General features: G+C 73.9%; 17 protein-coding genes and 1 riboswitch. Of the genes, 6 read left to right on the top strand and 11 right to left on the bottom strand.

The window, feature by feature from the left end:
* Nucleotide 1 precedes the first annotated feature (1 nt).
* Genes AB0H37_RS36180 through AB0H37_RS36165 form a run of 4 tightly spaced genes read right to left on the bottom strand, consistent with a single transcriptional unit; the run spans nucleotide 2 to nucleotide 3,498 of the window.
* Entirely contained in the window at nucleotides 2-1,951 is a 1,950-nt protein-coding gene (locus AB0H37_RS36180; protein WP_360617172.1) for a VWA domain-containing protein, read from the bottom strand.
* The gene (locus AB0H37_RS36175) at nucleotides 1,948-2,523 is read right to left on the bottom strand and encodes a histidine phosphatase family protein (protein WP_360617171.1); all 576 of its coding nucleotides are present in this window, start codon (nucleotides 2,521-2,523) and stop codon (nucleotides 1,948-1,950) included. The genes AB0H37_RS36180 and AB0H37_RS36175 overlap by 4 nt, the downstream gene beginning before the upstream one ends.
* Entirely contained in the window at nucleotides 2,504-3,304 is an 801-nt protein-coding gene (locus tag AB0H37_RS36170) for a CbtA family protein (protein ID WP_179835853.1), read from the bottom strand. Before AB0H37_RS36170 ends, AB0H37_RS36175 begins: the two co-directional genes overlap by 20 nt.
* Before the next feature lie 8 nt (nucleotides 3,305-3,312).
* A complete protein-coding gene (locus tag AB0H37_RS36165; RefSeq protein ID WP_179835852.1) occupies nucleotides 3,313-3,498 on the bottom strand; it encodes a CbtB-domain containing protein in 186 nt (61 codons plus the stop codon).
* Nucleotides 3,499-3,557: 59 nt separating this feature from the next.
* Nucleotides 3,558-3,618: riboswitch (cobalamin riboswitch) on the bottom strand.
* A 209-nt stretch (nucleotides 3,619-3,827) separates the two neighbouring features.
* Here AB0H37_RS36165 and AB0H37_RS36160 point away from each other — a divergent pair.
* Entirely contained in the window at nucleotides 3,828-4,739 is a 912-nt protein-coding gene (locus AB0H37_RS36160; RefSeq protein WP_329088958.1) for a class I SAM-dependent methyltransferase, read from the top strand.
* Between the two features lie 102 nt (nucleotides 4,740-4,841).
* Here the strand turns inward: AB0H37_RS36160 and AB0H37_RS36155 are convergent, their stop codons facing one another.
* Genes AB0H37_RS36155 through AB0H37_RS36145 form a run of 3 tightly spaced genes read right to left on the bottom strand, consistent with a single transcriptional unit; the run spans nucleotide 4,842 to nucleotide 9,030 of the window.
* Nucleotides 4,842-5,984 carry a M20 family metallopeptidase gene (locus AB0H37_RS36155; protein ID WP_360617169.1) on the bottom strand — a complete coding sequence of 381 codons (1,143 nt, stop codon included), beginning with the start codon at nucleotides 5,982-5,984 and terminating at the stop codon, nucleotides 4,842-4,844.
* Nucleotides 5,981-7,405, bottom strand: a complete 1,425-nt coding sequence (locus AB0H37_RS36150) for an aldehyde dehydrogenase family protein (RefSeq protein WP_360617168.1) — start codon at nucleotides 7,403-7,405, stop codon at nucleotides 5,981-5,983. The genes AB0H37_RS36155 and AB0H37_RS36150 overlap by 4 nt, the downstream gene beginning before the upstream one ends.
* Before the next feature lie 59 nt (nucleotides 7,406-7,464).
* Nucleotides 7,465-9,030, bottom strand: coding sequence for a GMC family oxidoreductase N-terminal domain-containing protein (locus AB0H37_RS36145; RefSeq protein WP_360617167.1), 1,566 nt, complete (start codon nucleotides 9,028-9,030; stop codon nucleotides 7,465-7,467).
* A gap of 134 nt (nucleotides 9,031-9,164) precedes the next feature.
* Here AB0H37_RS36145 and AB0H37_RS36140 point away from each other — a divergent pair, with 134 nt between their 5' ends.
* Together AB0H37_RS36140 and AB0H37_RS36135 are read left to right on the top strand one after the other, a co-directional pair.
* Nucleotides 9,165-9,641, top strand: coding sequence for a hypothetical protein (locus AB0H37_RS36140; RefSeq protein ID WP_360617165.1), 477 nt, complete (start codon nucleotides 9,165-9,167; stop codon nucleotides 9,639-9,641).
* 68 nt (nucleotides 9,642-9,709) lie between these two features.
* Nucleotides 9,710-10,555: an LLM class F420-dependent oxidoreductase gene (locus AB0H37_RS36135; RefSeq protein WP_179835847.1), complete on the top strand. Its 846-nt coding sequence runs from the start codon at nucleotides 9,710-9,712 to the stop codon at nucleotides 10,553-10,555.
* Between the two features lie 89 nt (nucleotides 10,556-10,644).
* Here the strand turns inward: AB0H37_RS36135 and AB0H37_RS36130 are convergent, their stop codons facing one another.
* Entirely contained in the window at nucleotides 10,645-11,433 is a 789-nt protein-coding gene (locus tag AB0H37_RS36130; protein WP_268247829.1) for an SAM-dependent methyltransferase, read from the bottom strand.
* 128 nt (nucleotides 11,434-11,561) lie between these two features.
* Here AB0H37_RS36130 and AB0H37_RS36125 point away from each other — a divergent pair, with 128 nt between their 5' ends.
* Together AB0H37_RS36125 and AB0H37_RS36120 are read left to right on the top strand one after the other, a co-directional pair.
* Nucleotides 11,562-12,893 carry a cytochrome P450 gene (locus AB0H37_RS36125; RefSeq protein ID WP_329088973.1) on the top strand — a complete coding sequence of 444 codons (1,332 nt, stop codon included), beginning with the start codon at nucleotides 11,562-11,564 and terminating at the stop codon, nucleotides 12,891-12,893.
* A 25-nt stretch (nucleotides 12,894-12,918) separates the two neighbouring features.
* On the top strand, nucleotides 12,919-13,458 hold the full coding sequence (locus AB0H37_RS36120) for a YciI family protein (protein WP_329088975.1): 540 nt from the start codon (nucleotides 12,919-12,921) through the stop codon (nucleotides 13,456-13,458).
* Between the two features lie 25 nt (nucleotides 13,459-13,483).
* On the opposite strand, the gene lexA is transcribed toward AB0H37_RS36120, so the two are convergent.
* From lexA to AB0H37_RS36105, 3 genes are all read right to left on the bottom strand, one after another.
* Nucleotides 13,484-14,146 carry a transcriptional repressor LexA gene (gene lexA, locus AB0H37_RS36115; RefSeq protein ID WP_329088976.1) on the bottom strand — a complete coding sequence of 221 codons (663 nt, stop codon included), beginning with the start codon at nucleotides 14,144-14,146 and terminating at the stop codon, nucleotides 13,484-13,486.
* A gap of 62 nt (nucleotides 14,147-14,208) precedes the next feature.
* On the bottom strand, nucleotides 14,209-14,874 hold the full coding sequence (locus AB0H37_RS36110) for a DJ-1/PfpI family protein (RefSeq protein WP_218935251.1): 666 nt from the start codon (nucleotides 14,872-14,874) through the stop codon (nucleotides 14,209-14,211).
* A 9-nt stretch (nucleotides 14,875-14,883) separates the two neighbouring features.
* A complete protein-coding gene (locus AB0H37_RS36105) occupies nucleotides 14,884-15,309 on the bottom strand; it encodes an LPXTG cell wall anchor domain-containing protein (RefSeq protein ID WP_329088979.1) in 426 nt (141 codons plus the stop codon).
* 124 nt (nucleotides 15,310-15,433) lie between these two features.
* Here AB0H37_RS36105 and AB0H37_RS36100 point away from each other — a divergent pair, with 124 nt between their 5' ends.
* Nucleotides 15,434-16,411 (top strand): helix-turn-helix domain-containing protein, encoded by a 978-nt coding sequence (locus AB0H37_RS36100; RefSeq protein WP_360617164.1) that lies wholly within the window; start codon nucleotides 15,434-15,436, stop codon nucleotides 16,409-16,411.
* Nucleotides 16,412-16,552 lie beyond the last annotated feature (141 nt).

Genomic DNA, 16,552 nt, shown 5'->3' with positions numbered 1-16,552 from the left:
TTCAGGCCGCCTTCCCGCCGTCGCGCCCGCGGTGGGCGCGGACGATCCCGTCGAGGTCGCCGAGCGGGACGAGCCGCGCCCCGAGCCGGGCCGCGAGCCTCCCCGCCAGGCCGAGCCGGACCGGGCCGTCCTCGCAGTCCACGACGATCCCGGCGGTGCCGGCCAGCAATCCGGCGGCCCGGTCCACGTCGCCCTCCGCGGTCGCCCGCCCGTCGGTGACGACCACGAGCAGCGGGCGCCGCGCCGGGTCGCGCAGCCGCTCGGCGCGCAGCACCTCGGCGGCGCGCGCGAGCCCGGCGGCCAGCGGCGTGCGGCCCCCGGTCGGCAGGGCCCGCAGCCGCGCCGCGCCCGCCTCGACCGACGACGTCGGCGGCAGCACGAGTTCGGCGGTCCGCCCCCGGAACGTGATCAGGCCGATCTTGTCGCGGCGCTGGTAGGCGTCCAGCAGCAGGCTGAGGACGGCCGTCTTCACCGTCGTCATGCGGCGGCGGGCGGCCATCGAGCCGCTGGCGTCCACGACGAACAGCACCAGGTTCCCCTCGCGGCCCTCGCGGACCGCCTCCCGCAGATCGTCCGGGCGCAGCACGAGCCCGGCGCCGGACCGGCCGCGCGCCCGCTGCCGCGGCGCGGCGGCCAGCAGCGTCGCCACCACGTGGGGGTCGCGGACCCTCGCGGCCGGGCGGCGCGCCCCGGTGACCCGGCCCCGCGCCGTCCGCGACCGCGACCGCCGTCCCGCGGCGCCCTCGCCGACGCCCGGCACCTCCAGCAGCGGCACGGCGTGCGGCGCGGCGGCCGACGCGACCCGCTCGCCGCCCCCGCCTCCCGGCCGCCCGTCCTGCTCGGGGCCCGCGTCCTCGGACGGGGCCGGTCCCCGCCCGCCGTCCTCAGGCGGGGCCGGGGGCTCACCGCCCCCGCCGCCGTCCGGGGGAGGATCCTCGGGGGACGTGCCGTCGAGCAGGTCGTCGAGCAGCGACTCGTCCAGGCCGGGGGCGTCGAAGGGATCCCGCCGGCGCCGGTGCGGCAGCGACAGCCGGGCCGCGGCGCGCACATCCTCGTCCGTGACCTCGTCGCCTCCCCGCCACGCGGCGTGCGCGAGCGCGGCGCTCGCCGTGACCAGGTCGGCGCGCAGCCCGTCGACCTCGAAGCCCGCGCACACGGCCGCGATCTGCTCCAGCCGCTCGTCCGGCAGCCGGACCCCGGCGAGCCTCTCCCGCGCGGCCGCGATGCGCTCCGCCAGCTCCGCCTCGGCGTTCTCCCAGCGCGCGGTGAACGCGGCGGGGTCCGCCTCGAACGCCAGCCGCCGCCGCACGACCTCGGCGCGCTCCTTCGGGTCCCGCGTCGCCCGTACCTCGACCGTCAGTCCGAAGCGGTCGAGGAGCTGGGGGCGCAGCTCGCCCTCCTCGGGGTTCATCGTCCCGACCAGCAGGAACCGGGCCGCGTGCCGCACCGACACCGACTCGCGCTCCACGTAGCAGGTGCCGAGCGCGGCGGCGTCCAGCAGGAGGTCGACCAGATGGTCGTGCAGGAGGTTCACCTCGTCCACGTACAGGACGCCGCGGTGCGCCGCCGCGAGCAGCCCCGGCTCGAAGGCCTTGACGCCCTCGGTCAGGGCGCGCTCGACGTCCAGCGCCCCGGCGAGACGGTCCTCCGAGGCGCCCACCGGCAGCTCCACCAGCGCGGACGGCCGCCGCTCGGACGGTCCGCCCGCATCGTGCGGGCCGTCCGGGCAGGACGGGTCGGGCGCCGCCGGGTCGCAGGCGAACCGGCAGCCCGGCACCGTGTCCACGGCGGGGAGCTGCGCGGCCAGGGCCCGCACGATCGTCGACTTGGCGGTCCCCTTCTCGCCGCGCACCAGCACACCCCCGACCCGCGGTGAGACGGCGTTGAGCAGGAGCGCCAGCTTCAGGTCGTCCAGCCCGACGACGGCGCTGAACGGATAGGCGACGTTCACACCTGGACCTTCCGGTTGACATGGGCGACCCGCCAGCCGCTCCCGGCGGCGGCGAGCCTCGTGGTGGACAGCGGCGCGAGGTCGATCCGGTCGGCCGCGAGAACGCCGGCGCCGAGCGCGTGGGCGAGCGCCGCCCGGATCACGCCCGCGTCGCAGACGGCGACGCCGCAGGGACGTCCGTCGAGCCACGCCGCGACCCGCGCCGCGAGCGCGGACCGGCTCTCGCCGCCGGGGGGCGCGGCGTCCGGGTCCGCCAGCCAGGCGGCCAGCGCGTCCGGATCGGCCTCCGCGAAGCGCACGCCCGCCCAGGAACCATGATCGGCCTCGGCGAGCGCCGCGACCGGGCGGGCGTCGAGGCCGAGCGCGGCGCAGGTCTCCCGGGCGGCGCGGGCGGGCGAGGTCCACGCCTCGCCGGCCGGCAGCGCGCGGGCCAGGGCCTCCGCCCTCGCCAGACTCGACGGGTCGGCGGCGAGGTCGGCGGGGAAGCGGGCCTGCCGCATCCCCGCCGACGTCGCGTGCCGGACGAACAGCACGCCGGTCAGGGCGGGCCGATCACGCCGGCGCCGGGGCACGGGCGGCCCGGTCGCAGAACCATCCGAACAGGGTTCCGAAGGACGCCCAGAACACCAGCTGCGTCCCGAGCGAGGTGATGCGGAACTGCCACAGCAGGGTGGCGGGGAACCCGTCCGGCACCTCGTCCACGCCCGGCAGCAGCAGCGACGCCACCACCACCGGGACGACGAACGCCAGCACGGCCGCCGGCCACCGCGCCCACGGCCCGCCGCGCACGCTGCGCGCCGTGGTCACCGCGATGGCGGTGGAGAGGAGCCCGACCCCGATCATCGCCAGGTACAGCAGGGTGCGGGTGTTGATCGTCTCCGGGTCGCCCACCGCGGGCGGGTTCGCCGGGTACTTCAGGAACGGCACGACGATGACGGCGGCGAAGGCCGTCCCGGCGGCGGCGAGCGCGAGCGCGGCGTCCGAGCGCGGCCCGACGCGTCCCCGCAGTCCCGCGAAGGCGAGCGCGAACACGCCGCCCACCGCGAGGCCGTAGAGACCCGTGGCGAGGAAGAGCCCGGCCTTCTGCGTGCCGCGGCTCACCTCCTCGCCGTGCTCGTGCGTTCCGGACTCCTTCCCGCCGGTTCCGGACTCGTGTTCGTGTGTTCCGGACTCGTGCCCGTGCGTTGCGGACTCGGGCTCGGCGGCCGCGCCGTGCTCGTGCGCGGCGGCGGCGTTCTCCAGGGCGATCGCGTCGTCGATGCGGGGCTCGCCGACCGTGAAGGCGAAGACGCCCGCGACAAGACCGGCCAGCAGGCCCAGAAGAAGGCCCCTGACCAGCAGGGTGCGCACCATGCGGCGGCCTAGTGGCAGGGCACGCCGAGCAGGTGCCGCCCGTCGTGCATCAGCTCGTGGAGGTAGCCGCCGGTCTGCGACACGGCGCCGTTGTCCATCAGGACGAGGTAGCCGAGGAGCAGCAGCGCGGGAACCGCGAGCAACCAGGGAACGAGGTGGGAAAGGGGGATGTGGCGAGCCGACAGCGTGCTCACGGAGCCTCCGGTGGGGATCAGGCGCGTCCCGGACAATGAGGTCGCGATCACCCGAGCGACCTGGCTCCCGGGATCGTCGTCCCGGATACAGTGGCGCGTCCGCACCGGCATCTCACCGGATTTCCCTCGGGCAACCGTGAATCAGCCGAACGGTACGGGCCCGGCGATCGCCCTGTCAACAGCGGTCCCCGCCCCCCGCAGAACCAGATAACCGGTCGGCAAGAGCCCGAAATCCGGTTTTGTTGCCATGAGGAGCGACTCGCCTATCATGGCGATTTTCGTCTCGCGTCCCCCCCGCTGTCGAGAACGACGACGTTGGAGCTCCCTACATGATCAGCCAAGAGACCGTGCCGCCCGCCTCCCTCGACGAGGTCAAGGGGTGGTTCCCGAAGATCGACCAACTGCTCTTCACCTGGCTCCTGGAACGCCAGGAGCGGCTCGGTGAGCGCGGCAACCTGGTGGAGCTCGGCTCCTACCTCGGCAAGAGCGCCATCCTGATGGGCCGCCACCTGCGGGAGGGCGACACCTTCACCGTGTGCGACCTGTTCGACGGCGACGCCCCGGACGACTCCAACCAGGCAGAGATGCAGGGGTCGTACTCGACCCTGACCCGCCGGGCGTTCGAGTCGAACTACCGCGCCTTCCACGACCGGCTCCCGGAGATCGTCCAGGGGCCGACCTCGCTGATCCTGGACCACGTCCAGCCGGAGACCTGCCGGTTCGTGCACGTGGACGCGTCCCACCTGTACGAGCACGTGCACGCCGACATCAAGGCGGCGCACGTGCTGCTCCCCGCCGGTGGCCTCATCGTGTGCGACGACTACCGGTCCGAGCACACCCCCGGGGTCTCCGCCGCGGTGTGGGAGGCGGTGGCCACCGACGGGCTGCGCCCGATCTGCGTCACCACGCAGAAGCTCTACGGCACCTGGGGCGACGCCGACGCGGTCCAGGACGACCTCCTGGACTGGCTGGCGACGCGGGAGGACGCCTGGCACGAGGTCCAGCAGGTCGCCGGCCGCCGGCTCGTCCGCATCAAGGGCAAGGGAGCGACACGCCCACCGAACGAGACGGGCAGGCTGAAGGAGCGGCTCGCGCGGGCGGAGAAGCGGCTCGCCCGCGCGGAGGACGGGCTGGCCCGAGCGCGCCACGAACTGGAGGCCGTCCGCGGCTCGGTCAGCTTCAGGGTCGGCCGGGCGGCCACCGCCCTCCCGCGCGCCCTTCGCGGCGGCCGCAAGCCCTAGACGACACCATCGAGGTGGCGCTGACCGTCAAGCAGATCACCCCGCGCACCGGCGCCGCGTGGGGACGCGACCTCGACACGCGGAAGGCCCACCGCCGGCCGGTCAGGGACGGGCGAGGTCGATGGCCGTCCGCGCCATCGCGGTGGCGCCGTCCAGGACCGCCTTGTCGGCGGCCGGGGTGACGCACGCCGCGGTGAACTCGGGCTGGTGGTTCACCGCGGGCAGGCAGTCCAGCCCGAGCATCGGGTGGATGGCGGGAACGGCGTGGGAGACGTTGCCCATGTCCGTGGCCGCGCCGGCCGGGGAGCCGCCGGGCAGGTCCGGGAAGACGCGCCCGAGCGCCTCGGCGTTGGCCCGGTACAGCTCCAGCATGGCCGGGTCGGGCCGCAGGTCGGCGTAGTCCGGGGAGATCGGCGTGGTGGTCAGTTCGCAACCGGTGGCCACCGCGCCGGCCTCGAAGCAACGCCGCACGCGCTGATTGAGCTCGGCGAGACCCTCCATCGTGGACGACCGCACGATCCACCCTCCCCGGCTCGCGTCGGGAATGATGTTGGCCGCCGTGCCCGCCTCGGTGACGATGCCGGCGATGCGGTCGTCCGGGCCCGTCTGCTGGCGGAGCAGCCCGATCGCGACCTGCGCGACGGTCATCGCGTCGGCGGCGTTGACGCCGAACTGCGGGTACGCGCCGGCGTGCGCGGGCTTGCCGCGGTAGGCGACCTGGAACTGGGAGACGGCCGAGCCCGGCATCGCGGCCATCTCGACCGCGGCGGGGTGCACCATCATCGCCGCGTCCATTCCCTGGAACGCGCCGCGCTCCAGCATGAGGATCTTGCCTCCGCCGCCCTCCTCCGCCGGGGTGCCGAGGACGGTCACGGTCAGCCCCAGGTCGTCGGCCATGCCGGCGAGCGCCGCCCCGGCCCCGACCGCGGCGGCGGCGATGATGTTGTGGCCGCAGGCGTGGCCGATCTCGGGGAGGGCGTCGTACTCGGCGCAGATCCCGACGTGCACCGGTCCCGTCCCGGCGGTCGCGCGGACGGCGGTGGGCAGCTCGTAGCAGCCGTGCTCGACCTCGAAGTCGGCGGCGGCCAGCGCCTCGGCCACCCACGCGCTGGCCCGCGTCTCCTCGAAGGCCAGTTCAGGGTTGGCGTGGATGCGGTGGGACAGCTCGACCAGGCGGTCGCTCCAAGCGCCGACGACGTCCGCTGCGTGCCGCTTCGCGTTCTCGATCCTCACGGTGGCGGTCATGCTCGCGCCGCCGGTGCGGTGTGGATCGAGACGGGGCGGGTGGCCGCGTCGTAGGCGGCCCTGGACCCGGTGGCGCCCATCCCGCTGTCGCCCGTCGGCTCGTAGAGGCGCTCGGGACCGCCGCCCTGCCACTGGTTCACCCACACCACGCCGGCAGGGACGGCGCGTGCGGCGGCCATGTGCTCGGGGTCGTTGGTGTACACGGTGGCGGCGAGACCGAACCGCGTCTTGGCGGCCTGCGCCAGCCCCTCCTCGAAGGAGGGCACGACCACCACCGGGGCGAGCGGGCCGAAGGTCTCCTCGTTCATGACGAGCATGGAGTCGTCGACATCGGTGAGCACGGTGGCGGGATAGAAGAAGCCCCTGCCCTCAGGCCTCTTCCCTCCGGTGCGGACGGTCGCACCGCGTTCGAGGGCGTCGGCGACGTGGCGTTCGACGATGTCGCGCTGCCGCTGGTCCACCAACGGACCCAGCACCGTCTGCGCGTCGCGGCCGTTCCCGAGGGTGTAGGTCCCGGCGGCGTCGACGAGGGCGTCGATGAACTCCTCGGCGACGTCCTGGTGCACGTAGATGCGCTCCATGGACGTGCAGATCTGACCCGAGTTGGCGAACGCGCCGAACGCGACGGCCGCGGCGGTGACGGCCGGGTCCACATCGGCGTCGACGACCACGGGGTCCTTTCCGCCGAGTTCGAGGATCGAACGGTTCAGCCGTCCCCCGGTCTCGGCGCCGACCTGGCGGCCCGCCTCGACGGAGCCGGTGAAGTGGACGAGCCCGATCCGCTCGTCCGCGACCAGCGGCACGCCGGCCCGGGAGTCGCCGTGGACGAGGTTCACCACGCCGGGCGGCAGGTCCGCGAGTTCGAGGAGCCGGACCGCCGACATCGGGGACCGCTCGGACGGCTTGACCACGACCGTGTTGCCCGCGGCGAGCAGCGGGCCGATCGCGCCGAGCGCCATCGGCACCGGGAAGTTCCACGGCACGATGACCGCGGTCGCGCCGACCGGGTTGCGCAGGATGGTGGTGCTGCTGCCGTCCGGCCCGGGGACGGTCTCCTCGAACGGGTAGTCCAGGGCCTCGGCGGCGGCCGCCTTGACCTGCTGCGCGGCCGCGCCGATGAAGCCGGTGCCGAGCGCGACGGGCTTGCCCATCTCGCGGCACTCGAGTTCCGCCAGCTCGGCGGCGTGCTTGGCGACCGCGTCCGCCCACCGGGTCAGCCGCGCCACCCGCTCGGCGGCGGGCAGCGCCGCCCAGGCCGGCTGCGCTCCGGCGGCCGCGGCCACCGCCGGGCGGACGTCCTCGGGCGAGCCGCTGGGGCAACGCGCGACGACCTCCTCGGTCGCGGGGTCGACCACCTCGTGGAACGCGTCGCCGCGGGAGTCCTCCCAGACGCCGCCGATCAGGTTCTGCAAAGCCTTCACTGGTCGTGCTCCTTGCGCGAGTACTATCGCCCGAGGGCCCGGGCCGGGCGTCGTACGGGTCAGTCGAAGCGGTCGGCCATGAGCTCGCCGACCATGATCGATGCCAGGTTGGTGTTGGCCCGCGGGACGGACGGGAAGATCGACGCGTCCGCGACGCGCAGGCCGTCGACGCCGAGGACGCGGCACGCCGGGTCGACCACCGCGCGGCGGTCACCGGGCGCGCCCATTCGGCAGGTGCTGGTGCCGTGCTGGGCGTCCACCGCGGTGGCCAGCAGGAGATCGTCGAGTTCCGCGTCGTCGTCCAGCACCGCGAACAGGCGGTCGTTGACGGCCTCCACCGATCCCTCGACGACTGCGGCGGCCTCCGCGCTGCGCGCCAGCTCGACGAGCGTGCGGACGCCATCGCGCAGGCGCGCCAGGTCACGGTCGTCCGAGAGCATCCGCTCCCGGACCTCGGGCTGGGCCTGCGGGTCGGCGGACGTCAGCGTCAGCACCCCGCGGGAGTGGTTCTGGTTGAGCCACACCCCGAAGCCGCCCACCGGGAACCGCGTGTCGGCCCCCTCCATGGACAGCACGTTCATGTTCAGCGACACGAACATCATGTCGAGGGCCGTGCCGCCGGGCGACCCGCTGCTGTAGCGGACGCACACGTTGGTGTGGCGGTCGTCGGCCGTCTTGACAGCGGCGTCCGCGGTCAGCGGCAGCCCGACGACGATCATCGGGTGGTCCTGCAGGGCGCGGCCGACGGGGAGGTCGGCCCGGACGGCGATGCCGAGGCGGCGAAGGTCGTCCGCCGGGCCGATGCCCGACCTCATCAGGATCGCCGGAGAGTGGATCACTCCGGCGCTGAGCACGATCTCGCCGGCGTACTCGGTCACCGCCGTCCCGCCCGTGATGACGCGGACGCCGACGGCCCGGTCGCCTTCGAAGACGACCCGGTCGACCAGGGCGTCGCCGCGGACCGTGAGGGTGTCCAGGGACCGGGCCGGTTCGAGGTAACCGTCGTTGACGGTGACCCGGCGCCCGGCCCACGAGTTGATCGGGTACGGCGAGACCCCGGCCGCCCCGGGCGCGTTCACGTCCGGCGCCCAGGCGTGCCCGGCGGCTCGTGCCGCCTCCGACAGCGCGGCGTCCACGCCGCCCCACCGCGCCTGCGGCATCCGGAAGATCGGGGTCGGCCCGCCGCGCCCGTGGTAGGGCTCGTCGCCGAACTCCTCGTCGTCCTCCAGCCGGGCGAAGTACGGCAGGACGTCCTCGGGCGACCAGCCGGTGCATCCGGCGGCGGCCCAGTCCGCGAAGTCCTCCATAGGCGGGCGGATCGCGATCTGCCCGTTGATCGACGAGCTGCCGCCCACGCCACGGCCGCGCCAGTACGGCGCATGCGGCTGCTTGTCCGTCCGGGACGAGGTGACGCCCTCCCAGACCAGGCCTGCGACGGCGGCCGGGTCCATCAGCGCCCGCGCCGGGTTCGGCGACCGCCACGCCTCCGGCATCTGCGCCGACCTGTAGTCGGGACCGGCCTCCAGCAGCAGCACTCGCCTGCCCCGCTCGGCGGAACGGGCGGCGAACGCGGCGCCCGCGGAGCCCGCGCCGACGACGATGATGTCCCAGCCCGCGTCTGCCATGGCGAACCTCCTGCGTTAGGCCAGGTGAGCGGCTGGGGGGGAGGTCCGAACCGCTGATGGCGGTAGACTGCCCTCCGCGTTTAATTCAGTCAAGAGTGAAAGTTCATTTTTCTTTGATCGAATAGGAGCCGGTCGTGTCCAGCCCCGCCCGTGACGGCGATCCCGCCGGCGGCGACGCCCTGATCGACGACTTCGGCCTGCGCATCGGCCGTGCGATGAGCTGGCCCCCCATGGCCGGGCGCACCGCCGGCGTCCTGATGCTCAGCGAGACGCCCATGACCATGGCGGACCTGCAGGACGCCCTGAACGCCAGCAAGGGCTCGATGTCGGAGATGACGCGCCTGCTGGTGGAGAGCGGCACCGTCCGGCGGTTCAAGCAACCGGGCTCCCGCCAGTACGTGTACGAGTGGCGCGAGGACGCGTGGGCGGGCTGCCTCCAGCACCAGCTTGAAGCGACGACCGGACTGCTGGTCCTCGCCCAGCGCGCGCACGCGCGCAGCGCCGGCCTCCCCGAGCGCCAGCGCGAACGCCTCCGTCAGATGCACGAGTTCTACATCTTCATGGTGAGCAGCCTCGAAGCACTCCTCGAGGAGTACGAGGCGTCCCGCTGAACCGTGCCCGCCGGAAGCGGTCGCCCCGCCCTCGGCACCCTGATAGAACGCGTTCTAGTATCGGCCGTATGCGACACGGCATCGTGCTCTTCACCAGTGACCGGGGCATCACGCCCGCCGCCGCCGCGCAGGCCGCCGAGGAGAACGGGTTCCATACCTTCTACGTGCCCGAGCACACCCACATCCCGGTCCGGCGCGACGCGGCGCACCCCGGGACGGGCGATGAGTCGCTCCCCGACGACCGCTACTCGCGCACGCTCGACCCCTGGGTCGCGCTGGCGTCCGCGGTCACCGTCACCTCCACGATCCGGCTCGCGACGGCCGTCGCGCTGCCGGTGGAGTCGGACCCGATCACGCTCGCCAAGACCGTCGCCTCGCTCGACCACCTGTCGGGCGGCCGGGTCACGATCGGCGCGGGGTTCGGCTGGAACACCGACGAGCTCGCCGACCACAACGTGCCCGCCGACCGGCGGCGGACGGTGCTGCGCGAGTACGTGGAGGCGATGCGGGCGCTCTGGACGCAGGAGCAGGCCTCCTACGCGGGGGAGTTCGTCTCGTTCGGGCCGTCCTGGGCGTGGCCCAAGCCCGTCCAGCCGCACGTCCCGCTGCTGATCGGCGCGGGCGGCGGCCCGAAGACCCTCGCGTGGATCGCCGCCCACGCCGACGGCTGGATGACCACCCCGACCGAGCGGGACATCCTGTCCAAGGTCGCCGCCCTGCGCGCGGCGTGGGCGGACGCGGGGCGCGCCGGCCGGCCGGAGGTCTGCGTCCTCGCCGCGGCGCGCCCCTCGCCCGAGGACGTCGCCGCCTGGGAGGAGGCCGGCGTCACCGAGATCATGTGGGGGCTGCCGGACCGGCCCGCCGACGAGGTCGTCGCCTTCCTCGCCCGCCACGCCGCCCGCCTCGGCCTGTGACACGCGCCGGAGAGCGAAGTCAAAAGGGCTTTTAACCTGTTTTGCCGGGCTCGTCCGAAATGCCGGAGACAATGGCGCGGACGCGCCGGTCAGTGCTTTCGGCCGACCCCCGCATAGCACCATTGGCGGTCCGCGTGCGGCGGCACGGTCGTCCCCGGGTCGGGGCGCCACATCGACAGGGTGGTGAGGCCGGGCTCCACGAGCTCGAAACCGTCGAACAGCCGCGTGACCGCCGCGCGGCTGCGCAGGGTGATCTGGTACGTGGCCCGCTCGTACACCGCGCCCGCGTGCCGGACCCTCCTGTCGGCGTCGAAGTCGCCGGTCACGTGCGACAGCGCCAGGTGGCTGCCGGGGGCCATCGCCTCGCGGAGCCGCGCCACGATCCCGGGCGGGTCGTCGCCGTCGCCGATGAAGTGCAGCACGGCCAGCATCAGCACGGCGACCGGGCGGTCGAAGTCGATGAGCCCGTTCAGCTCGGGGTTCGCCAGGATCTCACCCGGGCGGCGGGCGTCGCCCTGGATGACGGTCACCTCCGGCGTCCCCGCCAGCAGCGCCCGCCCGTGGGCCAGCACGACCGGCTCGATGTCGACGTACACGACGTGGGAGTCCGGCGCGACCTGGTGGGCGATCTCGTGCACGTTGCCCTGGGTGGGCAGGCCGGAGCCGATGTCGATGAACTGCCGGATCCCGGACTCGGCGAGGAAGCGCACGGCGCGCCGCAGGAAGGCGCGGTTCTGGCGCGCCATGAAGGGGGTGTCGGGAGCATGCTTGACGACCTCCTCCACGGCCTCCCGGTCGGCGGCGTAGTTGTCCTTTCCACCCAGAAGGTAGTCGTACATCCGCGGGACGTTCGGCGTGTGCGGATCGACGGTGTCCAGCGTCCTCTCCCCGGCTCGCGGCGTCGCGACTTCCGGCCTGGAGAATGTCGCGAAGTTACCCGGGACATGTAAGCATTGCGATCAACCCGGAAACAACCGAAACGACGATGCCGACGCGGAGGGCGCGAATGCGGAGCGACGCCGGTACCCCATCGGATATCCCCGGTCCGCCCACGGAGGACGATGGGACGGCGGCCATCGCGGCGGCTGGAGGGCTGCACGAATACCAGCTGAGGCTGCACGCCGAGTACGGGCCGGTGGTGCGGTTCCCGCTGCCCGGCGCGGGCCTGGCGGTGTCGGTGGCCGACCCGGTGCTGCTGGAGGCCACCGCGAAGATCAACAAGCGGCCGGAGAAGCTGTTCGAGTTCCTGGCGCCCCTCCAGGAGTCGGGCAACCTGCAGACGATCCCGGCCGAGGAGCACGGCCCCTGGCGCCGGGTGATGCTGTCGGTGCTGGCCGGTCGCCCCTCCCACGAGGCGCACTTCGCCCGCTTCACCGCGCTCGCCGCCGAGCTGGCCGACCGGTGGGAGGCGCACGACGGCCCGGTCGCGCTCCAGCAGGACCTGAGCGAGCTGTCGCTGCGCATGATCTGCCAGTACGCGCTCGGCAGCGGCCTGGAGTCGCCGGACTCGGCCGCGCGGGTCGTGTCCGCGTTCGAGACCGTCCTCACCGAGTACATGGGCCAGGCCGGGGACGGGGCGGGGAGCCGCGCCCAGGAGGCCCTGGCCTACCTGCGCGCCACCGTCGACCAGGTGCTGACCGCGCACCGCGAGCGCGGCGACTCGGCGCCGGCCGGGCGCAGCGACCTGGTCGCGGCCCTGGTCGAGGCGGGCGAGTCCCCGGCGCGGATCCGCGACACGGTCCTGATGACGATGCTCGCCGCCCACCACACCACCGGCGTCGCCATCTCCTGGACGCTGTACCTGCTGGCCCGGCACCCGGACGCCTCCGAGCGCGTCGCCGAGGAGCTGGACCGCGTGCTCGGCGACCGGCTCGTCCCCGAGTACGCCGACCTCAAGCGGCTGACCTACCTGGACATGGTGCTCCGGGAGACCATGCGGCTGTACCCGCCGGGACCGTACGGCGCGCGGGAGGCCACCGAGGACATCGTGCTCGGCGACTACACCGTCCCGGCCGGGACGACCATCTTCTACCCGTTCTGGGCCGTGCACACGAACCCCGACTACTGGCCCGACCCGCAGACCTTCGACCCCGGCCGGTTCGCGCCGGGGGCGTCGGCGGGCCGCCCGCGCCTGGCCTACATCCCCTTCGGGATCGGCCCGCGCAGCTGCGAGGGCGCCGCGCTCGCGACGGTGGAGGCCCAGCTCGTCCTGGCCGTCCTGCTCAGGCGCTTCGCCTTCCGGTCGGCGCCCGGCCAGACGGTCACTCCCATCGAACGCTTCGTCCTCTGGGCCGCCGAGGACATCCACCTGACCGTCACCCCGCGCGAGTCCGCCTGAGCCCGGTGGGTGGTAGAACAACCGGATGGAGTTCTTCTGCTACCACCGTGACCGTGCCGGCTCGATGGGGCTCCGCGAGGAACTGGGGGAGCAGCACTGGTCCTACATGGACCGGTACGAGAAGGAGCTGATCGCCCGGGGCCCGACCTTCGCCGGCGACGTCCCCACCGGCAGCGTCCACATCGTCGACCTGCCCGATCCCGCCGCCGCCCGCGCGTTCGCCTTCGACGAGCCCAACTACCAGGCGGGCGCCTACCGGGACGTCATGGTCCGCCGGTGGCGCAACGCGCTCGGCCGCACGATGTGGGACTTCCCCGGCGGCCGGACGGGCGGCGACCGCTTCCTGGTCATCGGCCTGGGCGAGGGGGAGGCCGCCGACCTCGACGTCCCGGCGGACGACGACCTGATCGCCTACGGCCCCCTGCTCTCCGACGACGGCGAGGCCTGGCTCGGCACGGCCGCCCTGCTCCGCGCCCCGGACGCGGGCGCCGCCCGCACCATCCTGACCCAGGACCGCTACGCCGCGGTCGAGGTCCACCCATGGGAGTTCGGCGGCCGCCGCTGACCTCGCCCGACCGCCGCTCCCCGCGTCAGACGTTGCGCAGGACCGAGACGACGATGCCGAGGACGGCGGCCTCGTCGCCGTCGATGACGTCGTAGGCGGGGTTGCGGGGTTCGAGCAGAACGTGGCCGTCGCGGCGCCGGTACACCTTCACGGTGGCCTCGCCGTCGATCATGGCGGCGACGATCTGGCCCGAATGGGCCTCGGGCTGCCGGCGGACCACGACGATGTCGCCGTCGCAGATCGCGGCGTCGACCATCGAGTCGCCGCGCACGCGCAGCCCGAAGACGGTGCCGCGCCCGGTGAGCTCGCGGGGCAGCAGCAGCGTGTCGTCGGCGTGCTCCTCGGCCGGGATGGGGGAACCGGCGGCGATGTCCCCGACCACGGGGACGGTCACCGGGCCGTCGGCGGACTCCCGTGACGGGCCCTCGCGCAGGAACACGCGCACGTCGATCGGGCGGGCCACCGCGTCGCCGCGCCGCAGGAAGCCCTTGTCCTCCAGGCTCGCCAGGTGGCGCGACACCGACGACGGCGACCGCAGGCCCACGGCGTCGCCGATCTGGCGCGTGCTCGGCGCGTACCCGTACCTGACCGCCCAGTCGCGGATCATGGCCAGGATCCGCTGCTGGCGCGGGGGCAGCGCGGAGGCGTCCAGGTCTCCGAACGGGTCAAGATCACTGTAGGCGGTCACCCACGGAATTGTAGGGGCGCGGCGCCCGGGAGCGGCCGGGACGCGCGCCGGGGCGGTGGTCCTCAGGAGCGCGTGGCGGCCTCCAGCGCGGCCGTTTCGAACGCGGCGGCCAGTGCCACGACGTCCTCGGGCGCGCGGGACGGGGAGCCGGCGTCGAACGGAGGCCGCGGGTCGTACTCCGTCCAGAGCTGGACGGCCTGGGCGGTCCGCGTGTCGGTGAGGAACTCCACCAGCCGCAGCGCCATGTCGATCCCGCTGGAGACGCCGGCGGCGGTCACGACGCGGGCGTCGCGCTCGACCACCACGCGCTCCTGAGCCGGGACGGCACCGAAAAGGGGGAGCTTGTCCAGGTGCCGGTAGTGGGTGGTCGCGCGCAGTCCGTCGATCAGGCCGGCGGCGCCGAGGATGAGGGAACCGGAGCACACGGAGGTCGTCCAGCGGGTGGCGGGGTGGACCTCGCGCAGCCAGGCGGGGAGCGCCCCCTCCAGGACGTGCACGGTGCCGGGCCCGCCGGGGACGACCACCACGTCCGGACGCGGCGCCTCGTCGAGGCCCACGGCGGTCAACCGGAGGGTGCGGCAGTCGTCGAGCACCGGCCCGGCCTGCTCGGCGGCGAACACCACCCGCACGCCGGGGGTGAGGGCCAGCATCTGGTACGGGCCGATGACGTCCAGGGCGGTGAAGCGGTCGTACAGCGGGATGACGACCGTGATGTCGGGAGTGGTCATGGCGGCGGCTCAGTGGTGGTACTCGCGCCGGCGCCGGAGCAGCACGCCGAGCATCGCGACCATCATCAGGACGTGCGCGGCCGTCATGAACGCCATCCCGCTCATGACGCCGGCCCACACGAGCGGGACCAGCACCGCGGGCACGTACATCGCGGCGCACATCTCCAGCGTGCAGGCCCGGCCGTGGCGGCGCAGGAGCATCCAGGCGGCCATGCCGATCGCCATGTCGGTGGCCATGAGCAGGTAGTGGGCGCCCGGATGCGCGTCGAAGTCGACCGTGAGCCCGAGAAGCGCCCGAAGGCCGCCGAAGACGAGCATCCCGGCGAACATCGCGAGCACCATCTCGACGTAGTGCAGGGCGAGCCGCGGCCAGGTGGTGCGCCGGTGTGCGGGGGCCTGTGGACCGGGATCCAGGGGGCGGGACGTGGTAGCCATGGCATCACCTTCGGCGCGCCGGGGCGCGTCCGCCAGTCTCGGACGGGGGACAGGTCCGAAAACTTGGGGTGGCTGTCTATCGGACATAGATCATAGGTGCCGTGTCGAGCAATATCGTGGCGGCATGTACGAACTGCGGCGCGTCCTCGTGGTGGGCTACCCGGCGGCCGAACTGCTGGACATCGCCTGCGTCGTGTCGGCGCTCCAGGTGGCCAACTTCCTGAACCGGCGCGGGATCTACGAGGTCACGCTGGCCTCGCCGGGCGGCAGGCCGATCCACACCGGGACGGGCCTGACGCTGCAGGCGCAGGGGTCGCTGGAGCGCGCCACCGGACCACTCGACACGCTGGTGGTGTCGGGGGGCATCGGCTACGTCGACGCGATGGAGGACAAGCGGCTGGTCGCGCACGTGCGCAGGCTCGGCCTGGAGTCGCGCCGCGTGGCGTCGGTGTGCACCGGCGCCGGGGTCCTCGCCGCCGCCGGGCTCCTGGACGGACGGCGGGCGTCGACCCACTGGGAGCACGCCGACTTCCTGGCGCGCCGGTTCCCGGCCGTCGACTTCGACAGCGGGCCGATCTTCGTGTCCGACGGGAGGGTCTGCACGTCCGCCGGCGTGACCGCCGCCCTGGACCTCACCCTGTCGTTCATCGAGGCCGACGTGAGCCCGGACCTGGCCCGGAGCGTGTCGCGGCAACTGGTGACGTACCTGCAGCGGCCCGGCAACCAGGCACAGATGAGCATGTTCACGGCTCCCTCGGCGCGCCACTCGCTGGTCCAGGACGCCGTCGCGCACATCGCCGGGAACCCGGCCGCCGACCTCTCGACAGCGGCGCTGGCGGCCCGCGCGGGCCTCAGCCAGCGCCACCTGGCCCGCCTGTTCCTGGCCGAACTCGGCATGACCCCGGGACGGTTCGTGCGCCGGGCGCGCGGCGAGGCGGCGGCGCACCTGCTGACCGGCACGGCGCTGACCGTCGAGACGATCGCGGCCCGCTGCGGGTTCGGCAGCGAGGAGGCGCTGCGCCAGGCGTTCCGCGGCCTGTACGGCGTCTCCCCGTCCCACTACCGCGCCACGCAGAGCACCGCACAGAGCACCGCACAGTGAGCCGGGTGCGTGGCGCGACGGCCGGTGGACGTGCGGATCCGCCGTTTCGCGCGATCGGGCACCGCCGGCACCAGCGGGATGTTTAGATCGAGGTCGGGGCGGTAGCGAGCGGACCGATTCCTTCGGTCGCCTCGGGAGACG

The organism is Actinomadura sp. NPDC023710, assembly GCF_040639875.1.
GTDB lineage: Bacteria > Actinomycetota > Actinomycetes > Streptosporangiales > Streptosporangiaceae > Spirillospora > Spirillospora citrea.
This window is presented reverse-complemented; position numbering and strand designations above follow the sequence as displayed.